Below are 22,852 nucleotides of genomic sequence, written 5' to 3'. Positions count from 1 at the left end.
CGCACGCCGCCACGGCCGCGGCCGGGAAGGGTGCGCGGCGCATGCGCCGCGCTGCGTTCAACCGCCGACCTGGGCGATCCAGTCCTGCAGGTTGTAGTAATTGCTCACCCGCGCGATGCGCCCGCCGCGGATATCAAAGAACGCGCCGCCCGGCAGTACGTAGCGCTGGCCGTTGGCCGGCGGCAGGCCTTCATCGGTGTGGTGGTACTCGCCATGCACCACGTACTCGGCCGCGGCGCGGGTGCCGTCGGCGCTGGCCATCACCACCACCTCGCGCAGCTGCTCGCGGTAACTGGCCTCCATGCGCCGCAGAAACGCGGCAAACGCCTCGCGCCCGCTTTCGCGCGCGCCCTGGTTGAGGTCGTGCGCCACATCGTCGCTCAGCCGCTCCAGCATGCCGGCCCAGTCGCCGCGGTTGAAGGCATCGTAGTAACCGCGCACCAGGTCGATGGCCTGTTGCTGCGCGGGGGAAAGGTCGTGGCTCATGGGGTTCTCGCGGAAGGAACAGCGGCGCTCAGGCGCCGCGGGCGAACAGGTCGCGGTGGAAGAAATAGATTTCCTGCGCCAGGAAGCGCCAGCTGGTGTGGAAGCTGCGGAAGCGCGTGCTCGGCGTGGACGAGGCCAGCGCATCGATGCCCAGCTCCTGGGACAGGCGCAGCGCGCGCGCCATGTGCAGCGGGTCGCTGACCAGGATGGCGCGGCGCATGCCGTGCGCGTCCATCAGCCGCTTGGCCTCGACCAGGTTCTGGCGGGTGGTGCGCGACTGGCTTTCGATCAGGATGTCCTTGGCCGGAATCTGCTGTTTCAGCGCATAGCGGCGCGCCACCTGCGATTCGGAAAAACGCGCGCCGGCGCCACCGAAACCGCCGGTGAAGATCAGCTTCGGCGCGAACCCCTGGCGGTACAGGTCCAGGCCGTGGCGGATGCGCTCCTCGAACACCGGCGACGGCTTGGCGTCGTAGGCCGCCGCGCCCAGCACGATGATCGCGTCGGCCGGCGCGGCCTGGTCGCGGTCGCCCACCCAGATGATCCAGGCCGCCACGCCCAGCAGCCACAGCAGCAGCAGCACGCACAGGCGCCACAGCCAGTCGAACAGACGCGCGCGCCGGCGGCTCATGCGCCCATCCACGGCAGCGCGTCCAGGTCGACGTTGCCGCCGGACAGCACCAGGCCCACGTTGCGCCCGGCAAAGCGCTGCGGCTGCGCCAGCACCGCCGCCAGCACCGTGGCCGAGGACGGCTCCAGCACCTGCTTGAGCACCTGCCACAGCAGCCGCATCGCCGCCACGGTGGCGTCGTCGTCCACGGTCACGACCGTGGCGTTGCCGTGCAGCAGCGCGAAATTGGGTTCGCCCAGCGCGCCGCGCAGGCCGTCGCAGACGGTATCGGGCACGAAATCCACCTGCCGCCGGCCGGCGTCCAGCGACCGCGCGGTATCCGCCGCCCCGGCCGGCTCGGCCAGCACCAGCTCGCAGCCCGGCGCCGCCTGCTGCAGCGCCAGCAGGCTGCCGCAGGCCAGCCCGCCACCACCGACCGGCACCACCACCACGTCCAGCGCGGTGCCGGCCTGGCGCAGCAGTTCCAGCGCCGCCGTGCCCTGGCCGGCAATCACCTGCGCGTCGGCATACGGGTGCACCAGCACCGCGCCGGTGTCGCGCTGCACCCGCGCGCACTCGGCCTCGCGCGCGGCCTGGGTGGGCGCGCAGCGCCACAGGGTGGCGCCATGGCGGGCGATGTTGGCCAGCTTGGCCGCCACCGCGCCCTCGGGCACCACCACGTGGCAGGGAATGCCGCGCGAACGCGCCGCCAGCGCCAGCGCCGCGCCGTGGTTGCCGGACGAATGCGTCACCACGCCCTGCTGCGCGGTGTCCGCGTCCAGCGCCCACACCGCGTTGCAGGCGCCGCGGAACTTGAAAGCGCCGCCGCGCTGCAGGTGCTCGGCCTTGAAATGCAGGCGGGCGCCGGCCAGCGCATCCAGTTCGCGCGACCGCAGCACCGGGGTGACCGTGGCGTGGGCCGCGATGCGGGCCGCGGCGGCCAGCACGTCGGCCGGCCCTGGCAGGGTGAGTTCAACCATGGAGAAAGGTTAACGTAGGCCCCCGGTGCCGGACCATCTCATGCCATCACTGCACCTGCGTTCAGCCCTGCCGGCAGGGTTAAGGACCGATTCAATGCGCGGGCCCGAAGCTGGCCGCGCACCCAACGGGGGACTGTCATGAAAAAGCGCCTGATCCTTTCGGCCGGCCTGCTGCTCGGCCTGTCCGGCTGCGCCACCTACGACTACGTCGACGGCGGCGCGGGCGGCTATTACCGCGGCGCGACGTCGGTGCAGCGCACCTACCCGTACGGCTATCCCTACGGCGCCTATGGCTACGGCCCTTACGGCTATGGCAGCTACGGCTATTACGACTACCGCTACCCCTACCCGGTGTACCGCCCGCCGTACCGGCCGCGACCGCCGCACGGCCATGACGGTGGCCACCGCCCGCCGCCGGGGCATGGCAACGGCGATGGCGGCCACCGCCCGCCGCGGCCCGGTGACGGCGACGGACGCCCGCCGCGCCCCCGCCCGCCGGTGGACGGCGGCGGCAAGTCGCCCTGGCGCGACATGGACCGCCTGCAGCGCCCGCAACCGCGCCCGCAGGCGCAGGTGCCGCGGGCCATGCCCTCGCCCCAGGCCAACGGCGCACCCCGGCCGATGATGCACCGTCCCGCGCCACCCCGACCGCCGTCACAGTCCCGGCGCATGGAATCGGCACAGCAGCAGGAACCCTGAAACCGCTTGCATTTGTTGAAAAACCAGGCAATCTTGTCGGGCCGAGTGACCGACAGCGTCCATAACTGACGCGAACCGGCTTTCACACTCGACCGCTTCCATGTCGATGTCCGCACAGGAAATCTGGATCCCCCCTGTTCCGGCCCTGTCGGGCATCGGCGCCTACACATGACAAGCCCCGGCCATGCCGGGGCTTCGTCTTTTGTGGCTTCAGCGCATCGCGGCAGGCGCCCGCCGGCACCGCGCGGCGGCAGCCAGCGGCACCAGCGCTGGGCACCACGGCAACCTGCTGGCGGCAACGCAGGGCCGCTGCTTCGCGGCCGGGCCACCGGCCGCGGGCGCCGTGCAGGCCCTGGAAAGAACAAGGGCCGGCAGTCCCCCGACTGCCGGCCCCATGCTTCCCCGGTATGCGCTTCGGCTGGCCCCTGTTCCAATTCCAGCCACTGCGCCCATGTCGCATGCCACACCGGGTGCAATGACGTTAACTGCAGTTTGCGTGCCAACTTTAGGCCGCCGCCGGTACCCTCGGGGCATTGGCGGTAAAATCACCAGCCCGCCGCCGCGGCCGCAACCCAGCCCCGGCGATGGATTTCACATTTCAGGCACACCGCTTCCCATGACCGACTCCTTCCATCGTTACGACGTCATCGTCATCGGCGGCGGCCACGCCGGCACCGAGGCCGCACTGGCCGCGGCGCGCGGCGGCGCGCGCACCCTGCTGCTGACCCACAACGTGGAAACCGTGGGCGCGATGAGCTGCAACCCGGCCATCGGCGGCATCGGCAAGGGCCACCTGGTCAAGGAGATCGATGCGCTGGGCGGTGCCATGGCCCATGCCGCCGACCTGGCCGGCATCCAGTGGCGCACGCTCAACGCCTCCAAGGGCCCCGCGGTGCGTGCCACCCGCTGCCAGGCCGACCGCAACCTGTACCGCATGGCGATCCGCCGCATCGTCGAATCGCAGCCCAACCTGAGCGTATTCCAGGCCGCGGTGGACGACCTCATCATCGAAGGCGACGCCGTGCGCGGCGCCATCACCCAGACCGGGCTGGCCTTCCATGCGCCGGCCGTGGTGCTCACCGCCGGCACCTTCCTGGCCGGCAAGATCCACATCGGCGAAACCCAGTACACCGCCGGGCGCATGGGCGACCCGCCGGCCACCACCCTGGCCGCGCGCCTGCGCGAGCGCCCGTTCGCCATCGACCGGCTCAAGACCGGCACCCCGCCGCGCATCGACGGCCGCTCGCTCGACTACAGCGTCATGGAAGAACAACCCGGCGACGACCCGCTGCCGGTGATGTCCTACCTGGGCAACGTGGCCGAACACCCGCGGCAGGTGAGCTGCTGGATCACCCACACCAGCGAGCGCACCCACGAGGTGATCCGCAACGCGCTGCACCGCTCGCCGCTGTACAGCGGCCAGATCGAAGGCATCGGCCCGCGCTACTGCCCGTCCATCGAGGACAAGGTGGTGCGCTTCGCCGAAAAGGACAGCCACCAGATCTTCGTCGAACCCGAAGGCTTGGACGTGGTGGAGATCTACCCCAACGGCATTTCCACCTCGCTGCCGTTCGACGTGCAGCTGGAACTGGTGCGCAGCATCCGCGGCTTCGAGCACGCGCACATCACCCGCCCCGGCTACGCCATCGAATACGACTTCTTCGACCCGCGCGGGCTCAGGAACACGCTGGAAACCCGCCAGGTGGCCGGCCTGTTCTTCGCCGGCCAGATCAACGGCACCACCGGCTACGAGGAAGCCGGCGCGCAGGGCCTGCTGGCCGGCATCAACGCCGCGCGGTTCGTGCAGGGCCGCGAAGGCTGGTGCCCGCGCCGCGACGAGGCCTACATCGGCGTGCTGGTGGACGACCTGATCACCCACGGCACCAGCGAGCCCTACCGCATGTTCACCAGCCGCGCCGAATACCGGCTGCAACTGCGCGAGGACAACGCCGACGCGCGCCTGACCCCCACCGGCCGCGAGCTGGGCCTGGTCGACGACCGCCGCTGGCACGCCTTCGAAACCAAGCAGGCCGCCGTGGCCAGCGAAAGCGCGCGCCTGCGCGGCCTGTGGGCCACCCCCGCCAACGCGCTGGGCCGCGAAGTGCAGGCAACCACCGGCGTGGCGGTGAGCCGCGAAACCAACGTGCTCGACCTGATCAAGCGCCCGGAACTGGACTACGCCAAGCTGATGCAGGTGCCCTCGCTCGGCCCCGGCGTGAGTGACGCGCGCGTGGCCGAACAGGTGGAAATCAGCGTCAAGTACGCCGGCTACCTGGACCGCCAGCGCGAAGAGATCGAACGCCAGCAGCGCCACGAGAACACCGCCATTGCCGAAGGCTTCGACTTCGCCGCCGTGCGCGGCCTCTCCGCCGAAGTGCTGCAGAAGCTCGAACGCGTGCGCCCGCAGACCATCGGCCAGGCCCAGCGCATCCCCGGCATGACCCCGGCCGCGATCTCGCTGCTGCTGGTGCACCTGGAGCGGGCGCGGCGGGGGAAGGTGGCGTGAGATTACATCCGCTGCGCAGGGCAGTGGTTGAGCGGAAGGTGTTTGATCTCCTACGCAATGCCTTCGCGTCATGCACCTGACTGCGTTACCCAAGAAGAAGCCCGCGCAAGCGGGCTTCTTCTTTCATGACTGCGGAAAGCGCGCAGTGGCCACTGCTACCGACGAGCATCCAGCGTTGAACAGCCGCAGCCCGGCACCGCTCACTCGTCGTTCCGGCTGCGGCTGATCAACAACAGTCCATTGCCCACCGTCACCTGCAACGCATCGCCCACGGCAAAGCCGCAACGTTCCAGCCAACGGCCGGACAGGCGCAGCCTGGGCACGGCACGGCCCACGACCTGCTGGCCCCGGCGCTCGTCGTAATACAGGTAGCCCATCGTGCAGCGCCTGGGCATGCGCGCCCAGCCGCTGGACGCGGGTGGCGTGGAAGACGGGGGCGAGAACAGCACCTCGAGCGGCGCCGAATCGATCATCCGCGGCGCGGATGCCTCGTGCCTGGATGGGCTGCGGTTGGACGCAACGGCGGAAACGCGCGTGACTTCCTTGGAACGGCTCATGTCGGACTCCTTGTGCGATGAGGAATCCGCCGCTTCGCTGCTAACCGAAGGTGGCGGACGGCGCGCGGTTAGCAGACCGGTCACAAGGTACCGGCAGGCCTTTCGACCTCCGCGCACCGCCCGCCATGGAATCGGCATGTCCGCCCACGCCAACGGCCGGGCATGAAAAAGCGCCGGCATCGACGATGGGCGCTGGTGCGCCTTGTGCTTCGAGCTGCTAAACCCGGCTGCGGATTTTTCCGCAGCGGGTTGATGGTGCTATCCCGTCTCAGGGGAGTCAATCAGACTTTTCCGCTATCGAGCCGAAGCGGACGTCGTTGCACGGGAATAAGCGATATTGAACGAAGCAAGGCCCGCCCCGCCGGACACAACTCACGGATCTCCTCCCGGCGCTCTGACCTCGCTAGAGCGGCTGCTCTGACACGCTCCGGTGCTTGGCCTCGACTGCTTTCTCCTGCTTCCGACGGTTCTCCAAAGCCTTGATGAACTTGACGGTGCTGGCCACGTTGCTGGCGATTAGCAGTGCCTCATAATAGGAGAGGGCGGGATTATCGCGCGCGAGGGTGTGGTTATTCCGTACATGGTCGAACTTTCCGAAGATCGCCGTGGAAGAATTGAGGATGTGCTCTGCCATCTTCGAGGCGAGCAGTTCTTCCGCCTTCAATTGCTTCACATAGGCACCCATCAGGCCGCCAGCAGGGACCGATCGCTCACGCGGAATGCCATGCTCTTCGCACAGCCTGCGCAGGAACTTGATCAGGACGGTGTGGAGTCGATCCAGCCCCTACTCGGGTTCATTCTTCTCGAAGCATTCCCGCGCCGCCTTGGCGACCAGCTGGAAGTCCTCTGAGTCACCAGTAATCGCCTCGATGTCGGCCACGGGCTTAGCTTGGGCTACCCGCAGCTTCACTAGGTCGCAGTCGCAGAGCTTGGAATCTAGCGCCAAGCTGAACAGGGCGAGGTCACGGACCTTGTTGCCGAGTTGAAGCCTGATTCGGATGGCCCAGATGTCTTTCAGTTTGAGCGAGGCCTTCTGACCGATCAGCTTTCCCTTGATCCAAGGTTCGTGGACCTGTGATGTCCGAAAGATTGCCATGGCCAACTCCAGTTGAAGGGTTGGTCAGGTTTCTCCTTCGCCAAGAAGCAAGGCGTGATGCGACCCGAAGCGGACACTGTGATATTTGTAAGTGCGTACGCAACTACTTAGGATCAGGAATTCAGATGAATGCAACTCAGTGGTTGGTACCCTTCAAAGGCCGCAATGCATCCCTTTCCACGAAGCAGAATTTTCTGTGGAATTCGGGAAATGTCTACATCATGGACAACCATCGTGCTGCGATGTGGTGCTGGCTTCAGAAAGTTCCAAGCAATGAGACTTTGTCGTTGCTACATATCGACGAACACTTCGATACGCTCTACAGCAGGATGGAAGAGTGGCTCCCTCATCTGCCTGAGCTTCGCGAAATGAGCATTGATCAGTACTTGGCACTGACTTTTCCCGACGGGGATCGCACGCTCTTGCTTATCCAATGGGACAACTATCTTTCTTTGTTTCTAGAGCGTTACCACCAACAACTGCAGCGTGCCATTTTCATTACTCACAATAAAGGGGACAAACCCAAGTTCAAAGGTGCTTTGCACCCTCGACCTGAAGATGTGCCAGGGAACTTGGGCTTCTACTTGGACCACTCTGAACGAGCGATCGTCAACGTCGACCTCGACTACTTCTTCTGCGATGACGATCAAGGCCAAAGGCGACTGATGTTCTCGGACGACTACATCTCTGCCGTATTCCGATCTATCCGAGCGCACATGGATGCCGGTCGCGTGGCGTGCCTAACGCTTTGTCTGACCCCGGACGAGGGCTACACCGGCGGATGGGCCCAAGCCGAAGCACTGTGCGCACGTGCCTGCGCCATTCTTGGCATCGAATTTGTATTGCCGGGCGATGAGCCTAACGCGCGCTAGCGGCGGAGAGGTTTATCGGGTGACGCATGACCGCTTCTGGCCGAGAGCGGACATTTTAGGCAGTAATCTATTTCCTCACCACGTATCATTTTTCTTCTTCCATACCCGCACTTCCGTATGCCCTGCCTCCGCCCCTTCCTAGACAGATCCCCCACCATCGGCCAGCGCGTCTACATCGACCCCGCCTGCACCATCATCGGCGACGTGGTGCTGGGCGATGACGTGTCGGTCTGGCCGGGCACGGTGATCCGGGGCGATGTGAACCATGTGCGCATCGGCGCGCGCACCAATGTGCAGGACGGCACCATCATCCATGTCAGCCACGAGAGCCCGTACAACAAGGGCGGCTACCCCACGCTGATCGGCGAGGGGGTGACCGTGGGGCATGGCTGCATCATCCATGCGTGCCGCATTGGCGATTACTGCCTGATCGGCATGGGCGCGTGCGTGCTGGATGGCGCGGTGATCGAGGATGAGGCGTTCATCGGCGCCGGTGCGGTGGTGGGGCCGGGCAAGCGGGTGGCGCGCGGCGAGTTGTGGGTGGGCAACCCGGCGCGGCCGGTGCGCACGTTGAGCGCGAAGGACATTGAAGGGCTGCGCTATTCGGCGGACCACTACGTGCGGTTGAAGGACCAGTACCTGGGCATGGCGGGCTGAAGGAGCCTGCGGGGCAAGCCCCGCAGCTACAGGGCATCGGCGGCGCTGGCCGTTGCCCGCGGGCCGGGCTTGGCCCACACTGCCGGCCTCGGGCGTGGGGACGCCCTTTTTCCAGGGAAAGGAAATTTCATGTCGATCAGAACCATGGCGCTGGCCCTGCTGGCCGGTGCAACGCTGCTCTGCGCCGCTGCGCCGGCCGCCCACGCACAGGATGAGCAGGACGCTCCGGACCCGGCGGCGTTCGTGCAGTCGCTGCATTTCCGCTCCGGCACCATCGAAGTGCCCGCGGCCAAGGCGCGCTTCAACCTGGGCCCGGAGTTCCAGTACCTGGACCAGGCCGATGCGCGGCGCGTGCTGGAAGACCTGTGGGGCAACCCGCCCGACGCCGACGTGCTGGGGCTGGTGGTGCCGCGTTCGCCCAGCCTGGCCGATGACGACAGCTGGGCGGTGGTGGTGACCTATTCGGACGACGGCTACGTGTCCGACGAGGACGCGTCGAAGATGAATTACGCCAAGCTGCTGCGCGAAATGCAGGAGCAGACCGAAGCGGCCAACCCGGAGCGCGAGAAGGCCGGCTACGGCACGCTGCAGCTGGTGGGCTGGGCGGTGCCGCCGCGCTACGACGCCGGCAACAACAAGCTGTACTGGGCCAAGGAGCTGGCGTTCAACGGCCAGCCCAACCACGTGCTCAATTACGACATCCGCGTGCTGGGCCGCCACGGCTACCTGAGCCTCAACGCAGTGTCGGGCATGGGCGAGCTGGGGCTGGTGCGCAGCGGCATGGAGAAGCTGTTGCCGATGGCCGAGTTCGAGCCGGGCGCGCGCTATGCCGACCACAACCCCAAGACCGACAAGATCGCCGCCTACGGCGTGGCCACGCTGATCGGCGGCGGGCTGGCGGCCAAGGCCGGGCTGTTCGCCAAGCTGGGCCTGGTCTTTGCCAAGTTCTGGAAGCTGCTGCTGATCGGCGCCATCGCGCTGGGCGGGGTGGCGCGCAAGTTCTTCGGCGAGCGCAACAAGGGCACGGTGCGCTGAGCTGCGCGCACGCCGCCACGGTGCCCAGCGCAGGCTGGGCATCGGCGGCGGCGGCGGGTAAAGTCAGCCGCTGACAGGACGCCACCGAGACACGCATGCCCGCGGCAGCCGCCCGGTTCGGATACCGGGTTTGCGACAACCCACGACCCTGCGCGCGACCGGCGGCGCCCGGCCGTTGAGCACCGCGCCGCCCATGCTCGATACCTACCGCGAGGTGATCACGCCCGAAGGCGTGCCGCTGCAGTTGCCGGCGGCCGGCCCGGTGCCGCGCGCGCTGGCGTGGCTGATCGACCTGATGGTGCGGTTTGGCGTGCTGGGGTTGATGAGCCCGCTGCTGATGGCGCTGGGCGGGCTGGGCCAGGGCCTGTACCTGGGGCTGATGTTCCTGCTGTTCTGGGGCTACCCCATCGTGCTGGAGGTGTGGTTCGGGCAGACCCTGGGCAAGCGCGCGCTGGGCCTGCGGGTGGTGGCGCGCGACGGCGCGCCGCTGGGCTGGGTGCCGGCGATCGTGCGCAACCTGCTGCGCACCGTGGACATGCTGCCGTTCGGCTACGCGCTGGGCCTGCTGGCCTGCCTGTGGGATCCGCACGGGCGGCGGCTGGGCGACCTGGTGGCCGGCAGCCTGGTGGTGCACGTACCGGCGCCGGCAGCGGTGCCGCCGGCACGCATCGACAGCGTGCTGGCGCCGCCGCTGCCGCTGCAGCCGGCCGAACAGCAGGCGGTGATCGCCTTTGCCGACCGCGCACCGGCGCTGTCCGGGCCGCGCCAGAACGAGCTGGCCGACATTGCCAGCGGGCTGAGCGGGGCACGCGGGCAGACCGGCGTGCTGCGTTTGTATGCGATGGCCAACTGGTTGCTGGGGCGGCGATGAGGCAGGAACAGTTCGTCACCCGCCACGAACACGAATGGCGCCAGTTCGAGGACTGGCTGCAGCAGCGCGGCGGCAGTGCGCGCAAGGCGCGCAACACGCCGGCGCCGGACCTGCCCGGTGACGAGACCATTCCCGAGCGCTACCGGCGCCTGTGCCAGCAGCTGGCGCTGGCGCGCCGCCGCGGCTACAGCCCGCAGCTGGTCGAACGCCTGCAGCAGCTGATGCAGCGCGGCCACAACCTGCTGTACCGCGCGCCGCCGCCGCGCTGGCAGCGAGCGCTGGAATTCCTGTTCGCCGGGTTCCCACAGCTGGTGCGCAGCCAGGCCGCGGCCATGTGGGTGGCGTGCGCGCTGTTCGTGCTGCCGCTGGTGGGCGTGTTCGTGCTGCTGCAGTACAAGCCCGAACTGGTGCACCTGCTGCTGGACCCGCAGCAGATCGCGCACATGGAACAGTCGTACGACCCGTCCGCCGAGCACCTGGGCCGCACCCGCGACAGCGGCACCGACTGGGCGATGTTCGGCCACTACATCATGAACAACATCAGCATCGGCCTGCGCACCTTCGCCAGCGGGCTGCTGGCCGGCGTCGGCACGGTGCTGGTGCTGCTGTACAACGGGCTGACCATCGGCGCGGTGGCCGGCCACCTGCAGCACATGGGCTACGGCGACCCGTTCTGGCGTTTCGTCGCCGGGCACGCGCCGCTGGAGCTGACCGCCATTGTCATTGCCGGTGGCGCCGGCCTGCAGCTGGGGCTGCGGCTGATCGCGCCGGGCCGCAAGCGGCGCATCGACGCGCTGGTGGAAGGCGGCGTGATCGGCGCGCGGCTGTGCCTGGGGGTGGCGTTCATGCTGCTGCTGGCGGCGTTCGTCGAGGCGTTCTGGTCGTCCATCGCCACGGTGCCGGCGTGGGGCAAGTTCACCGTCTCCGGCGTGCTGTGGGCGCTGGTGTTCGGCTGGCTGTGGCGCGGCGGCCACGGGGGGCGCGATGCGCATTGACCAGCTCGACGTGGTGCTGCGCGCCCGCTCGCAGTGGGAGGCGATGGAGCTGGGCACCGCGCTGGTGCGGCGCCATGCCGCGGCCATCTGGACGCCGTGGCTGCTGCTCACCGCGCCGGTGTTCGTGCTGCTCAACCTGGGCGGGTGGTGGCTGGATGCCTTCTGGCTGCCGGCGCTGCTGCTGTGGTGGCTGAAGCCGGTGTTCGAGCGCATCCCGCTGTACGTCATATCGCGCGGCGCGTTCGGCGCGGTGCCCGGCACCGTCGACACGCTGCGCGCGCAGTGGCGCTGGGGGGTGCGCGCGCTGCCCGGTTACCTGCTGTGGCGGCGGCTGGGCCCGGCGCGCGCGCTGCTGATGCCGGTGGACCTGCTCGAAGGCGGCGACGCCGCGCAGCGGCGGCTGCGCCGGCGCGTGCTGGGCGGCGCAGCCTATGGCCATGCCGCGCTGCTGACGCTGGTGTGCTGGCATTTCGAAGTGATGCTGCAGGTGGCCGGCATCGCCCTGGTGTTCCTGTTCGTACCGCTGGATTCCCTGCCCGAGTCGCTGCGCGTGGCGGTATCGCTGATCGGCAGCGACACCCCGGCGTGGGTGTGGCTGGGCTTCAACCTGCTGGCGTGGGCGGCGATGACGCTGATCGGCCCGTTCTACAGCGGCGCCGGCTTCGGCCTGTACCTCAACCGCCGCACCCAGCTGGAAGCCTGGGACGTGGAAATCGCCTTCCGTCGCCTGCGCGCACGGCTGGCGCAGGCCGCGCCGCTGGTGCTGGTAATGGTGATGGGGCTGGCCATGCTGCCGCTGGCGGCGCCGGTGCATGCCCAGGATGCCGCCGCTCAGGCCCCGGCGGCACACGACAACCACAAGGCGGGTGGGTCGCAGGCCACGGCCGCCGCCACGCCCGCGGGCGTGTTCGGCGCCGCACCGGTCGATACCGCCGACTTCCGCCAGGCGGCCGCACGCGCCTATGACGACCCGCAGCTGGGCGCCCGGCATACCGTCTGCCGCTGGGAGCGCCGCGACGCGGAGGTGGAGAAGCCGGACCGCGACTGGAATTTCCCGGGGGGCTCGCTGTTCGCCGCGGCGGCCAGGCTGCTGGCGCTGCTCAGCGAAGCCGCCTTGTGGATCCTGGTCGGTGCGCTGTTGCTGGCGCTGGCGCTGACCGCGCGCTGGTGGCTGCCGTGGCTGCGGGGCAGCGGGCGCCGCCGCCGGCGCGGGGCCGGCTCGGAGGTCACCGCGCACGCGCTGCAGCTGCCCGACACCTTGCCGCCGGACATCCTCGCCAGCGCCCGCCGCCTGTGGCAGGACGGCAGGCCGCGGCATGCGCTGGCGCTGCTGTACCGCGCCAGCCTGGACGAACTGGCGCAGCGCGCCGACATCGTGCTGCCGCCAGGCAGCACCGAGGCACAGTGCCTGCGCGCATCCAGGCGCATGCCGCAGGACGCGGACCGGCGCCTGTTCGCGCGCATGGTGCGCACCTGGCAGTACGCCGCCTATGCCGGCCGGCTGCCGTCGGATGCCGAATTCCAGGCCCTGCTTGACGACCTGCGCCAGCAGTACGGGTGGGCCGCATGAGCGCACGCCTGCGCAATGCGCTGATCGCCCTGGCGGTGCTGCTGCTGGCCGCGCTGGCGGTGACGTGGTTCCTGCGCACCCACCAGCGCACATGCGAACCAGCCACGCTGCCGGCCTACGGCGAGCCCACCTTCAACCCGCTGTTCGCGCTGCGCGAAGCGCTGCGCCGCGACGGCGTGGACGCCGACACCCGGCGCACGCTCGACCTGGCCGGCATGCAGCTGCAGCCGCGCGACACCGTGCTGCTGTTGGACGACCCGCGCCAGCTCACGCCCGCGCAGGTGGCGCAGCTGGTGGACTGGGTGGAGTACGGCGGCCACCTGCTGCTGCGCATGCCCGCGGCCGACGAGGCGCTGGACGGCGAGCACACGCTGCTGGGCCGCTTCGGCATCGCACCGGGCAAGGTGGCGCCGCGCTGCCAGCCCTGGCATGTGCCGGGGCAGGAACAACACCAGGAGTTCTGCGCCGGCCCGCGCTTCACCGTGGGCGAGCACGCCCGCGTCGAACGCCGCTGGGGCGATGCCACCGACACCACCCTGGCCTACGCACGGCTGCGCTACGGCAGCGGCCGGGTGGACGTGCTGGCCGACATGGATTTCCTGCGCAACGGCCAGGGCGAACAGGACACCGGCCTGCGCGACCTGCCGCACCGCGACCTGGCGCGGCTGGTGCTGGCGCCCAACTACGGCAAGGGCCGCATGCACCTGGTCTACGCCGCCGAAGCGCCGTCGCTGTGGCGTACCGTGCTGCAACGCGGCTGGCCGATCTGGCTGCCGCTGCTGCTGGCGCTGCTGGCGTGGCTGTGGATGCGCGCCCAGCGCTTCGGCCCGCTGCAGCCGTCGCCGCGGCAGGAGCGCCGCTCGCTGCTGGAACACGTGCGCGCCAGCGGCGAACACCTGCACCGCTACGGCAAGGCGCCGCTGCTGTACGACGCGGTGCGCCAGTCGTTCCTGGCGCGCCTGCGGCGGCGCGCGCCGCTGGCCGCCGCGCTTGCCGGCGACGCCCAGCTGCAGGCCATCGCCGACCACCTGCGCTGGCCCACCGAACGGGTGCGGCTGGCGCTGCAACTGCCCCCGTCACGCGACGACACCGCGCTGCGCGAACGCATCGCCCTGCTCATCCAGATGAGAAACCAGCTATGACCGACCTGCCCGCTCCGCCCGCCCTGCCCGGCGATGCCCCGACCCCGGCGCCCGCCCCCGGCAACGTCGAACTGATCGAACGCGTCGAACGCCTGCGCGACGCCGTCGGCCAGGCTTTCATCGGCCAGGCCGAGGTGCTGGACCAGATTCTGGTGGCGCTGCTGGCCGGCGGCCACGTGCTGATCGAAGGCGTGCCCGGCCTCGGCAAGACCCTGCTGGTGCGCGCGCTGGCGCAGGCGCTGGAGCTGGATTACGCGCGCGTGCAGTTCACCCCCGACCTGATGCCCAGCGACGTCAGTGGCCACGCGGTGTACGACCCCAAGACCGAGAGCTTCAAGATCCGCCGCGGCCCGGTGTTCACCCACCTGCTGCTGGCCGACGAGATCAACCGCGCCCCGGCCAAGACCCAGTCGGCGCTGCTGGAGGTGATGCAGGAAGGCCAGGTCACCATCGAGGGCCGCGCATTCCCGCTCACCCCGCCGTTCCTGACCCTGGCCACGCAGAACCCGGTGGAGCAGGAAGGCACCTACCCGCTGCCGGAAGCGCAGCTGGACCGGTTCCTGCTCAAGGTGCTGATCGACTACCCGCAGCTGGAAGACGAGAAGCGCATGGTCGCGGCGATCACCGCCGGCCGCAGCGCCAGCGATTTCGACCTGTCGCAGGTGCCGCGGGTGATGAACGGCGCCGACGTGGTGGCCCTGCAGCAGGCGGTGGCGGCGATCACCGTGGACCCGCAGGTGATCGACTACGCGGTGCGGATCGTCGCCGCCACCCGCAAATGGCCGGGCATCGCGCTGGGCGCCGGCCCGCGTGGCAGCCTGGCGCTGGTACGCGCGGCGCGCGCGCAGGCGGTACTGGCCGGGCGCGATTTCGTCACTCCCGACGACGTGCGCGAGATCGCCAGGCCGGCGCTGCGGCACCGTATCGCGCTGGCGCCTGAGCTGCAGATCGAAGGCCAGTCGGCGGACGATGCGCTGACCGCGTTGCTGGCCAAGGTGGAGGCACCGCGCAAATGAGCCCGCGTGGCGGCCAGGCGGCTTCGGTTCGCGCTTCTTCGTACGTGGTGCGGGGGGTGGGGCCGGGGTGGGCTGCTATTGCCGTCATTGCCATGTATGCATTCACTGAGGTAACCGCACAGGCAGGAATTGCTGTTGCTGTTGCTGTTGCTGTTGCTGTTGCGGTTGCGGTTGCGGTTGCGGTTGCGGTTGCGGTTGCCCGTGATTTTGCTTTCCGGCTTTTGACCCACACCGCCGTAGAGCGAGCCGAGCACCGCAGCGGGCCGAGGGGTGAAGAGGCGCACGTGTCTGAGCGAAGCGAGTTGTGCGCCGTCCCCTCGGCACGCGAGGAGCGCAGGGGACCGATGCGGCTTCATCGCATCGGCTCGCGTCCGGCGCGTGTTTCTTTTGGCTATCTTTTCTTTGCACGAGCAAAGAAAAGTAGCTCGCACCCCGAAGGGGAGCGAAAGCCTTTGCTCTTGCCTGTGCCGTTGCCTGGGCTTTCCAGAAAGCAACAGCCAAAGCAGCCGCTTGAAAGCAGAGCTTTCACTCCTGCTTCGCAGGAGCGAGCCACCTTTCTTTGCTCGTGCAAAGAAACGTGGCCCAAAGAAAGCACGCCCTGCCTGCGCGCCCGACGCGCTGCGCGCGCCGGGTCCACTCCGCCGGCGGGATTTTTCTACGCGACATCCCTGTCGCGTAGAAAAACGACGCACATCCATGTGCGTCGCCCTTCGGGTTCTTCCCGTCGGCTCCGTCGCTGCGGAAGGGGACCCGAAAGTCCAAAGCAGGCGGCAACAGCCAGATCACAGGCAACCGCAACCGCAACCGCAACCGCAACCGCAACCGCAACCGCAAAGGATTTTGTGCTTTCGCGCTCGTCCGCAGGCATCGCATCCGACATGAGGCCCACCGCATGAGGCCTTCACCACTGTTGATTGCACTGCTGTCTGCATGGGGCCTGTTCGGCATTCCTGTTGCCCTGCACCTGCTGCCGGTCGAGATCTGGACGGCAACCGCCTGCGCGATCGCCCTGCCCGCCCTGGTCGACGCGCTGCGGCTGTGGCGCCGGCCCACGCCCACGGTGCGGCGCGAGCTGCCCGAAACCCTGGCGCTGGGCGTGGAGCGCGAGACCTGGCTGCAGCTGGACGCTGCCGTCCGGCAGCGGGTGGACGTGTTCGACCTGGTGCCCGGCGGCTGGGCGCTGCATGGCCTGCCACGCACGCTGCGCCTGGCGCGCGCCAGCGAGTCGCGCTTCAGTTACCACTTCACGCCCGGCGCGCGCGGTGCTTTCGTCTTTGACGGCGTGCAGCTGCGCCTGCACTCGCCGCTGCGGCTGTGGCGGCAATCGCGCGTCGCCGGGCCGGTGCAGGACGTGCGGGTCTACCCGAATTTCGTGCCGCTCACGCGGCTGGCGCTGCTCAGCGCGGAGATGGCCTCGCGCCTGGTCGGTGCGCACCTGAAGCGGCGCCGTGGCGAAGGCACGGATTTCCACCAGATGCGCGAGTACCGGGTCGGCGACAGCCTGCGCCAGATCGACTGGAAGGCCACGTCGCGCGCGCGCAAGCTGATCTCGCGCGAGTACCAGGACGAGAAGAACCAGCAGCTGGTGATGATGATCGATACCGGCCGGCGGATGCTGGCCGACGAGGGCGGGCTGTCGCATTTCGACCACGTGCTCAATGCGTCGCTGGTGGTGTCCTACCTGGCCCTGCGCCAGGGCGACGGCGTGGGCCTGTTCGCCAGTGGCGGCGAAAGCCGCTGGGTGGTGCCGCAGCGCGGGCTCGGCGCGATCGACACGCTGCTGCGCGCCAGTTTCGACCTGCAGCCGCAGCCGGTGGCCACCGACTACCTGGCCGCCGCCACCGGGCTGTCGCTGCGGCAGTCGCGGCGCTGCCTGGTGATGCTGGTGACCAACGTGCGCGACGAGGACATCGAGGACCTGCTGGCCGCCGTGCGCCTGCTGCAGAAGCGCCACCTGGTGTGCGTGGCCAGCCTGCGCGAGCGCGAGCTGGACGATGCCCTGGCGCGCGGCGCCGATACCCTGCCCGACGCGGTGCAGGCCGGCGCCATCGCCCGCTACCTGCAGCAGCGCGCCGCCGCGCACGAGGCGCTGCGCAGCCACCGGGTGATGGTGCTGGACGTCACCGCCGAGGAGCTGCCCGGCGCGCTGGTGGAACGCTACCTGGCGGTCAAGCGCGACGGCCTGCTGTAAGCGCGCGCGGGGCAGCGCTGGCAGGTCCTGGTGGACCCGCCAGCCGCGGCAATCACTCGTGGATCGTGTAGGAACCGAGCTTGCACAGGTCCTGGGTGTCTTCGGTGATGTCCAGCCCCGAATCCTCGTCGAACTCGAAACGCATGTCGTACACGCACTGGCTGCGGCCATCGGCAATGGTGATCTGCACGGACTCGCCCGGTCCCAGCACATCGGAGCCGAGCACGTCTTCTTCCCAGTCGTCCACCCCGGCCGGCGAGGTATGGAAGTAGGTCATCACCGCCGAGGTGCCGTTCTTCAGGGTGAAGACCAGGTCCTGGGCGTGGGCCGCCGGCGCAAACGCGAGGGCCGCCAGCAGCGCGCCGGCGAAAAGCTTCTTGTCGAACATCAGGGTTCCTTCATGCACAGAGGGGATGGGTGCCCTGGCACGCGGCGCCGTTCTCCCCAACGGCGCCGGTGTATTCATGAATTGGCAGCGGGATTTGAGCTTCGCGGGGGCGCGAAGTCAATCAATATATTTTTCGCGGATCCGCGTTTTTCATGAGGTTTTCCGCAGCTGGAATACGGTTGTACGCCACCCTGCCCGCGGCACCGCGCAGGGCACCGCGGCGCGCACGCGCGACACCCGGCCCCGCGCGGGCGGGACCGGGCCAGGCACTGGCTTTGGGCTCAGACGTAGATGCGGGTGCTGCCGGCCGGGGCGTCGTCGATGATGGCGTGCGGCAGGAAACGCGCGCTGTCGCGGGTGATGCGGCTGCCGTCCTCGCGCACGCCGATGCCGCAGGCACGGTCGCCCACCACCCAGCTGCCGACCAGCGGGTAGTTGCCGTCGAATGCCGGCAGCGGATGGAATGCCTGCACGATGCACGGCCCCGTATACGGGCCTTCGCTCTCCTGCCAGCGGCCATCGCTCATGTGCATGGCGATGTTGGCGCCTTCGCGCGAGTGCAGCGGCTTGCGCACCCAGCCCGCCGGCAGCGCGCTGCCGTCGTCGAAGTGCGCTTCCAGCAGGTTGGGGTGGCCGCGGTGGCGCTGCCACAGCAGCGGCAGGATGCCCTTGTTGCTCAGTACCGCCTTCCACGCCGGTTCCAGCAGGCGCACGCCGGAGCCGGGCAACGCCGCGCCGAATTCCTCGCGCATCAGGTCTTCCAGTGGATACAGCTTGAACAGGCTGCCGATCACCACGTCGTCCAGGTCGGTGAAGCGGCCGTCGGCCGACAGGCCGATGTCCTCGATGGCGATGGCCGCGCCGTGCAGGCCGGCCTGCGCCGCGCAGTCGCGCAGTCGCGCAGGTAGGCTACCGTGCCCTGGTCCTCCTCCGAGGCGCCCACCGCGCTGAAATACAGCGGCGGTGGCAGCTGCGCCGACAGCTCGGCGAAGCGCTCGACCAGAGCCTCGTGCAGCGAGTTGAACTGGTCGGCCTGCTGCGGCAGCGCGCCGCGGTTGCGCTGGTCTTCCAGCCATTGCCACTGGAAGAACGACGCCTCGTACAGCGAGGTCGGGGTGTCATAGTTCAGCTCGTACAGCCTGGCCGGGCCATTGCCGTCGTAGGCGAAGTCCAGGCGGCCGTACAGGTGCGGGTCGCGGCGCCGCCAGCTCTCGGCGACCCAGTCGTGGAACGGCGCCGGGATCGCCAGCCGCTCCATCAGTTCCTCGCTGGCGACCACGTCGCCGACCAGGTCCAGCGCCATCGCGTGCAGCTCGGCGCTGGGGTCTTCCAGGTCGTTCTCGATCTGGCGCAGGGTGAAGGCGTAGTACGCGGTTTCGTCCCAGTACGGCGCGCCGTCGATGGTGTGGAAACGGAACCCCGCCTCGGCCGCGCGCGCGCGCCAGTTGGAGCGTTCGGCAATGGCAACCCGCTTCACTGCATCAACCGCCGACGGTGGTGCGGCTGCCGCTGCGCGCGCCGAAGCCACCGCGGCTGGCGGTGACGGCACGGTTGGGCTCGCTGCTGACCGGCGCCAGCCCGGCCTTGCCGGCGCCGATGCCGCTGGCGGTGTTCATGCCGCCGGTGCCGGCCGGCTTGGCCCAGCCATTGGCGTTGTCCTTGAACGCCGGCTGCGCGGCCGGCGGCGCGGCCACCGCCCCGGCGCGGCCGCCGTTGAGCATCTGCGACATGAAGAAGCCCATCATCATCGGCCCGATGAACGAGGTGCCGGCGCTGGTGTGCTGCTGCACGCACTGCTCGGCCGGGTACTCCTTGGCGCACTCTTCCTTGCTGGCGTACTTGGGTGCGGCGTCGGCGGCCTGCTGCTGCGCGGCGGCGAACGCGGTGCGGCAGGCGGACGGATCACCGGTGGCTTCGCTGCAGGCTTCCACCGAGGTGTACAGCCCTTCCTGCACCTGCACGGATTGCTCCTTCTGGCAGGCGGTGAACAGCAGCGGCGCGGTGCTCATCAGCAGCAGCGCGGTGGTCCTGGATCGCTTCATCGTCGTAGCCCCATGAAAGTCGTCCCCGAATGATGCCCGATCCGCGCGCGCGGGCGGAAATCGGCCGCGCCACCAACCTGAACGTCGTTTCAGGTAACCCCCGGTCCCGCGACCCCTGCGCCGGGCATCGGCCAGGCAGCCGCGGCCCCGGTGGACGGCTTTTTCGCCGCGGCGTGGCGAGCGCGATGGTTGCAACAGCAACCGGGTTCTTCATGCAGAATCGATGGCACTGCGTTCCGTTGCCTTCCCCATGCCCGACTACCGCTCGAAAACCTCCACCGCCGGCCGCAACATGGCCGGCGCCCGCGCCCTGTGGCGCGCCACCGGCATGACCGATGGCGACTTCCACAAGCCGATCATCGCCGTGGCCAATTCCTTCACCCAGTTCGTGCCCGGGCACGTGCACCTGAAGGACCTTGGCCAGCTGGTGGCGCGCGAGATCGAAGCGGCCGGCGGCGTGGCCAAGGAGTTCGACACCATCGCCGTGGACGACGGCATCGCGATGGGCCACGACGGCATGCTGTACTCGCTGCCCAGCCGCGAGATCATCGCCGACTCGGTCGAGTACATGGTCAACGCGCACTGCGCCGACGCGCTGGTGTGCATCTCCAACTGCGACAAGATCACCCCCGGCATGCTGATGGCCGCGCTGCGGCTGAACATCCCGGTGGTGTTCGTCTCCGGCGGGCCGATGGAAGCCGGCAAGACCAAGCTGGCCGAGCACAAACTGGACCTGATCGACGCGATGGTCGCCGCCGGCAACGAGGCGGTAAGCGATGAACAGGTGGCTGCCATCGAGCGCAGCGCCTGCCCGACCTGCGGCTCGTGCAGCGGCATGTTCACCGCCAATTCGATGAACTGCCTGACCGAAGCGCTGGGCCTGTCGCTGCCGGGCAACGGCACCGTGGTGGCCACCCACAGCGACCGCGAGGCGCTGTTCAAGCGCGCCGGGCGGCTGGTGGTGGAGCTGTGCCACCGCTGGTACGGCGGCGAGGACCCCAGCGCGCTGCCGCGCGGCATCGCCACGTTCGAGGCGTTCGAGAACGCGATGACCCTGGACATCGCCATGGGTGGCTCGACCAACACCATCCTGCACCTGCTCGCCGCCGCGCAGGAAGCGGAGGTGGCGTTCGACCTGCGCGACATCGACCGCCTGTCGCGGCGCGTGCCGCAGCTGTGCAAGGTGGCGCCGAACACGCAGAAGTACCACATCGAGGACGTGCACCGCGCCGGCGGCATCATGGCCATCCTCGGCGAACTCGCGCGCGGCGGGCTGCTGCACACCGACGTGCCGACCGTGCACAGCCGCACCCTGGGCGACGCCATCGCGCGCTGGGACGTGACCCAGGTGCAGGACGCGGCGGTCCACCAGTTCTACAAGGCCGGACCGGCGGGCATTCCCACCCAGGTGGCCTTCAGCCAGAGCACGCGCTGGCCGTCGCTGGACACCGACCGTGCCGACGGCTGCATCCGCGACGTCGCCCATGCCTTCTCCAGCGAAGGCGGGCTGGCGGTGCTGTACGGCAACCTCGCCGCCGATGGCTGCGTGGTCAAGACCGCCGGCGTGGACGAATCCATCCACGTGTTCGAAGGCAGCGCCCGCGTCTACGAAAGCCAGGACGCCGCGGTGAAGGGCATCCTCGGCAACGAGGTGCAGGCCGGCGACGTGGTGGTGATCCGTTACGAAGGCCCCAAGGGCGGCCCCGGCATGCAGGAAATGCTCTACCCCACCAGCTACCTGAAGTCCAAGGGCCTGGGCAAGGCCTGCGCGCTGCTCACCGACGGCCGCTTCTCCGGCGGCACCTCGGGCCTGAGCATCGGCCACTGCTCGCCGGAAGCCGCCGCCGGCGGCACCATCGGCCTGGTCCGCGACGGCGACCGCATCCGTATCGACATTCCGCAGCGTGGCATCCACCTGCTGGTGGACGACGCCGAACTCGCCCGCCGCCGCGACGAGCAGGCCGCGCGCGGCTGGAAGCCGGCACAGCCACGCCCGCGCAAGGTCAGCACCGCGTTGAAGGCGTACGCGCTGCTGGCGACCAGCGCGGACAAGGGCGCCGTGCGCGACAAGGCATTGCTGGACGGCTGAACGCCCACAGGGGCCGCCCCTCCGCGGCTCGCACACGTCCTGTAGGTGCCGGGCCCGCCCGGCACATGCCATCAAACCGAACCCGACCCTGCCCCCGGCAAACGCGCCAGCGGACTCGGCAGACCGCCGGCGCCAGGGCCCGGCACATGCGTGTGGCTGTGCGTGATCACCATTTCCCTATTGCCCAGCCGCGACCGCACCGCGCACATGTCTTGGCCGGCCCCAGCAGGTGCATGGCGAACGGATGCCGCAATGCGGGGCAGGTGGCGGGCTTGGCGATGCCTGCCCGCACGCGCAACCTTTATGGCCCACTGCAGGGTTTGATCACGAACATGCTGGCGCCCGACACGGCATCGGAAACGCGGTCACATCCATCGCGTTCCTGCTTGTGGCAGTCGGGTTGGTGGCGGCAATCGCAAGTTGGCGGAGCCACAACAGCGGGTTCATCGGCGCGGATCGCATGCAGCTCACTGCCTCGCAATGGTCGGGTATAGCGCAGAGTGAGTCCGTCAACCGGGCGAGCCCCGGCGGATGGGGCCTCCTTCGCAAGAACGGCAGCGAGGCTGCTGCGGTTCTGGCATCACGCTTTCAGCACTCGACTTGCACCTGGCTTCGGTGGTTCAACGTGCACAGACTCGGCGGGCAAGCTCCGGGGATGTGGCTGTGGCATCATCGGTTCTGTTGGGTTGTTCACAGCAGCGGCATTGGCTTGGGCAAGCTCGTCGGCCAGGCCCGCATGACAGTTCATTCAAGCCAACGGCGCATCGCAGGCCGGCTTGACTCACGCGTCAGGCAGCAGGAGACAGGAATGGAGCTCTTCAAGAGAAGACCTGGTCATTCGAACGGCGCTTTGGCCAGGGGTGTGGGTGCCGGTCTTGGCTTTGGCGCCGTGATCGGCTTGATGGCCGGCACCGTGGCGCTTGGCATGATGGTTGGCGTCGTACTTGGCGCCGCAATCGGTGCTCATCGCCCCGGCAAGTAGGGCTTTGTGAGCCTGCCGCCCAACGGCTCCTTCAGGTCGAAGCCGCTTTGTGGATCGGCTTGATCCCG

General features: G+C 68.9%; 21 protein-coding genes and 1 pseudogene. 13 read left to right on the top strand and 9 right to left on the bottom strand.

Going from position 1 to position 22,852, the window contains the following annotated elements; genetic code table 11:
* Positions 1-57 precede the first annotated feature (57 nt).
* From ACJ7VY_RS00800 to ACJ7VY_RS00790, 3 genes are read right to left on the bottom strand one after another with little or no spacing between them, the layout of a single operon-like run.
* Positions 58-486 (bottom strand): ketosteroid isomerase-related protein, encoded by a 429-nt coding sequence (locus tag ACJ7VY_RS00800; RefSeq protein WP_293761240.1) that lies wholly within the window; start codon positions 484-486, stop codon positions 58-60.
* A gap of 28 nt (positions 487-514) precedes the next feature.
* Positions 515-1,117, bottom strand: a complete 603-nt coding sequence (locus ACJ7VY_RS00795) for a YdcF family protein (RefSeq protein ID WP_104937725.1) — start codon at positions 1,115-1,117, stop codon at positions 515-517.
* Positions 1,114-2,076: a pyridoxal-phosphate dependent enzyme gene (locus tag ACJ7VY_RS00790; RefSeq protein WP_409476158.1), complete on the bottom strand. Its 963-nt coding sequence runs from the start codon at positions 2,074-2,076 to the stop codon at positions 1,114-1,116. Before ACJ7VY_RS00790 ends, ACJ7VY_RS00795 begins: the two co-directional genes overlap by 4 nt.
* A 138-nt stretch (positions 2,077-2,214) precedes the next feature.
* Here ACJ7VY_RS00790 and ACJ7VY_RS00785 point away from each other — a divergent pair, with 138 nt between their 5' ends.
* A complete protein-coding gene (locus ACJ7VY_RS00785; RefSeq protein WP_240213140.1) occupies positions 2,215-2,775 on the top strand; it encodes a hypothetical protein in 561 nt (186 codons plus the stop codon).
* Between the two features lie 616 nt (positions 2,776-3,391).
* Positions 3,392-5,281 (top strand): tRNA uridine-5-carboxymethylaminomethyl(34) synthesis enzyme MnmG, encoded by a 1,890-nt coding sequence (gene mnmG, locus ACJ7VY_RS00780; RefSeq protein WP_409476157.1) that lies wholly within the window; start codon positions 3,392-3,394, stop codon positions 5,279-5,281.
* 200 nt (positions 5,282-5,481) lie between these two features.
* Here mnmG and ACJ7VY_RS00775 read toward each other — a convergent pair whose 3' ends face one another.
* The 3 genes from ACJ7VY_RS00775 to ACJ7VY_RS00765 form a co-directional block, all read right to left on the bottom strand.
* Positions 5,482-5,838 carry a SymE family type I addiction module toxin gene (locus ACJ7VY_RS00775; protein WP_409476156.1) on the bottom strand — a complete coding sequence of 119 codons (357 nt, stop codon included), beginning with the start codon at positions 5,836-5,838 and terminating at the stop codon, positions 5,482-5,484.
* 403 nt (positions 5,839-6,241) lie between these two features.
* Positions 6,242-6,523 (bottom strand): abortive infection family protein, encoded by a 282-nt coding sequence (locus ACJ7VY_RS00770; protein WP_409476155.1) that lies wholly within the window; start codon positions 6,521-6,523, stop codon positions 6,242-6,244.
* A gap of 99 nt (positions 6,524-6,622) precedes the next feature.
* Entirely contained in the window at positions 6,623-6,934 is a 312-nt protein-coding gene (locus ACJ7VY_RS00765; protein WP_409476154.1) for a hypothetical protein, read from the bottom strand.
* Between the two features lie 125 nt (positions 6,935-7,059).
* Here ACJ7VY_RS00765 and ACJ7VY_RS00760 point away from each other — a divergent pair, with 125 nt between their 5' ends.
* From ACJ7VY_RS00760 to ACJ7VY_RS00720, 9 genes are all read left to right on the top strand, one after another.
* Positions 7,060-7,806 (top strand): UPF0489 family protein, encoded by a 747-nt coding sequence (locus ACJ7VY_RS00760; RefSeq protein WP_409476153.1) that lies wholly within the window; start codon positions 7,060-7,062, stop codon positions 7,804-7,806.
* 117 nt (positions 7,807-7,923) lie between these two features.
* A complete protein-coding gene (locus tag ACJ7VY_RS00755) occupies positions 7,924-8,463 on the top strand; it encodes a gamma carbonic anhydrase family protein (protein ID WP_409476152.1) in 540 nt (179 codons plus the stop codon).
* Positions 8,464-8,592: 129 nt separating this feature from the next.
* Positions 8,593-9,498 (top strand): DUF2167 domain-containing protein, encoded by a 906-nt coding sequence (locus ACJ7VY_RS00750; RefSeq protein WP_409476151.1) that lies wholly within the window; start codon positions 8,593-8,595, stop codon positions 9,496-9,498.
* 193 nt (positions 9,499-9,691) lie between these two features.
* The gene (locus ACJ7VY_RS00745; protein WP_293761353.1) at positions 9,692-10,369 is read left to right on the top strand and encodes an RDD family protein; all 678 of its coding nucleotides are present in this window, start codon (positions 9,692-9,694) and stop codon (positions 10,367-10,369) included.
* Positions 10,366-11,364, top strand: a complete 999-nt coding sequence (locus ACJ7VY_RS00740; RefSeq protein ID WP_409476150.1) for a stage II sporulation protein M — start codon at positions 10,366-10,368, stop codon at positions 11,362-11,364. The genes ACJ7VY_RS00745 and ACJ7VY_RS00740 overlap by 4 nt, the downstream gene beginning before the upstream one ends.
* The gene (locus tag ACJ7VY_RS00735) at positions 11,354-12,934 is read left to right on the top strand and encodes a DUF4129 domain-containing protein (RefSeq protein ID WP_409476149.1); all 1,581 of its coding nucleotides are present in this window, start codon (positions 11,354-11,356) and stop codon (positions 12,932-12,934) included. The genes ACJ7VY_RS00740 and ACJ7VY_RS00735 overlap by 11 nt, the downstream gene beginning before the upstream one ends.
* Positions 12,931-14,076, top strand: coding sequence for a DUF4350 domain-containing protein (locus ACJ7VY_RS00730; protein ID WP_409476148.1), 1,146 nt, complete (start codon positions 12,931-12,933; stop codon positions 14,074-14,076). Before ACJ7VY_RS00735 ends, ACJ7VY_RS00730 begins: the two co-directional genes overlap by 4 nt.
* Positions 14,073-15,092 (top strand): MoxR family ATPase, encoded by a 1,020-nt coding sequence (locus tag ACJ7VY_RS00725; protein WP_313233231.1) that lies wholly within the window; start codon positions 14,073-14,075, stop codon positions 15,090-15,092. The genes ACJ7VY_RS00730 and ACJ7VY_RS00725 overlap by 4 nt, the downstream gene beginning before the upstream one ends.
* An 892-nt stretch (positions 15,093-15,984) precedes the next feature.
* Positions 15,985-17,283, top strand: a complete 1,299-nt coding sequence (locus ACJ7VY_RS00720) for a DUF58 domain-containing protein (protein ID WP_409476147.1) — start codon at positions 15,985-15,987, stop codon at positions 17,281-17,283.
* Positions 17,284-17,335: 52 nt separating this feature from the next.
* Here ACJ7VY_RS00720 and ACJ7VY_RS00715 read toward each other — a convergent pair whose 3' ends face one another.
* From ACJ7VY_RS00715 to ACJ7VY_RS00705, 3 genes and pseudogenes are all read right to left on the bottom strand, one after another.
* Entirely contained in the window at positions 17,336-17,671 is a 336-nt protein-coding gene (locus tag ACJ7VY_RS00715) for a hypothetical protein (RefSeq protein ID WP_240213152.1), read from the bottom strand.
* 281 nt (positions 17,672-17,952) lie between these two features.
* Positions 17,953-19,148, bottom strand: a pseudogene (locus ACJ7VY_RS00710) (glutathionylspermidine synthase family protein).
* Between the two features lie 4 nt (positions 19,149-19,152).
* Positions 19,153-19,713 carry a DUF1190 domain-containing protein gene (locus tag ACJ7VY_RS00705; RefSeq protein ID WP_161614890.1) on the bottom strand — a complete coding sequence of 187 codons (561 nt, stop codon included), beginning with the start codon at positions 19,711-19,713 and terminating at the stop codon, positions 19,153-19,155.
* Between the two features lie 250 nt (positions 19,714-19,963).
* Between ACJ7VY_RS00705 and ilvD the strand changes: the two genes are divergently transcribed.
* On the top strand, positions 19,964-21,802 hold the full coding sequence (gene ilvD / locus ACJ7VY_RS00700) for a dihydroxy-acid dehydratase (protein WP_409476776.1): 1,839 nt from the start codon (positions 19,964-19,966) through the stop codon (positions 21,800-21,802).
* An 808-nt stretch (positions 21,803-22,610) separates the two neighbouring features.
* Positions 22,611-22,784 (top strand): hypothetical protein, encoded by a 174-nt coding sequence (locus ACJ7VY_RS00695; RefSeq protein ID WP_312348562.1) that lies wholly within the window; start codon positions 22,611-22,613, stop codon positions 22,782-22,784.
* The last annotated feature ends 68 nt before the right edge of the window (positions 22,785-22,852 follow it).

The sequence above is a fragment of the Stenotrophomonas sp. Y-13 genome, from assembly GCF_046267925.1.
Lineage (GTDB): Bacteria > Pseudomonadota > Gammaproteobacteria > Xanthomonadales > Xanthomonadaceae > Stenotrophomonas > Stenotrophomonas acidaminiphila_A.
Note: the sequence above shows the minus strand (reverse complement) of the source record. Positions and strands in the feature narration are given on the sequence as shown.